Origin of the sequence: Candidatus Cardinium sp. cBcalN2, from assembly GCF_022810445.1 — a bacterium.
In the GTDB taxonomy this organism is placed as follows: Bacteria; Bacteroidota; Bacteroidia; order Cytophagales; family Amoebophilaceae; genus Cardinium.
In genome coordinates, this window is record NZ_JAACGD010000145.1 from 1 (window position 1) to 774 (window position 774).

The window sequence follows — 774 nt, forward strand, 5'->3', positions numbered from 1 at the left end:
AAGAAAGATGCCAATCCTACTATTATAGGCTATAAGTTATCTATTCAAATAGTTGCTAATGAGTCTAAAATAACGCTATTGCGATACCAACAAGGAAGATTTATTTTGGCTACTAATCAACTGGATAACAAATATTTAACCGATGAAGAAATGTTGCTAGAGTATAAAGAGCAGCATAAAACAGAACAAGCTTTTCGGTTTATTAAAGGTAATGCATTTGAAGTATCTTCTGTATTTCTAAAAAAGGAAAGTCGTGTGCAAGCTTTGATGATGGTTATGACGCTCTGTTTGATGGTCTACAGTTTTAGTGAGCTCTGGTTGCGTAAGTCTTTGATCGAAAATAATGCTACTATTCCTAATCAACTCAAGAAACTCACGTAAAAACCAACTATGACGTGGGTCTGCCGACTGTTTCATGGCATTCATGAACTACATCTGCAATTTGAAGGGTATAGGCAACAGTATGTCATCAATTTAAAAAATGTTACTAAGCAGGTTATAGGTTATTTTGGCCCAAAAGCCATGACTATTTATGGGTTAAAAATTTGCAAATAGTTTTTTAGGGCCATCGTATGCCTTTTTTGAACAAAAAAGCTAAAAAAACCATTTGAAAACAATAAAAAGGCCTACTATGACATCATTTACTCTAGCTTAAGCTAAAAAAACTTTCCAAAAATTGGACAAAAATGATAAATCATGGGAAAAGATAATATTGCCGCGGAATGTGAGCTTAAAAAGGAATACCATAATGATTGCCGGAACTTTTTACAGAGG

1 pseudogene is annotated in these 774 nt (G+C 33.7%); it reads left to right on the forward strand.

What is annotated here, in order from left to right:
• Positions 1–555: pseudogene (locus MUW74_RS03980) on the forward strand (IS1634 family transposase); the annotation flags it as partial.
• Positions 556–774: the final 219 nt, after the last annotated feature.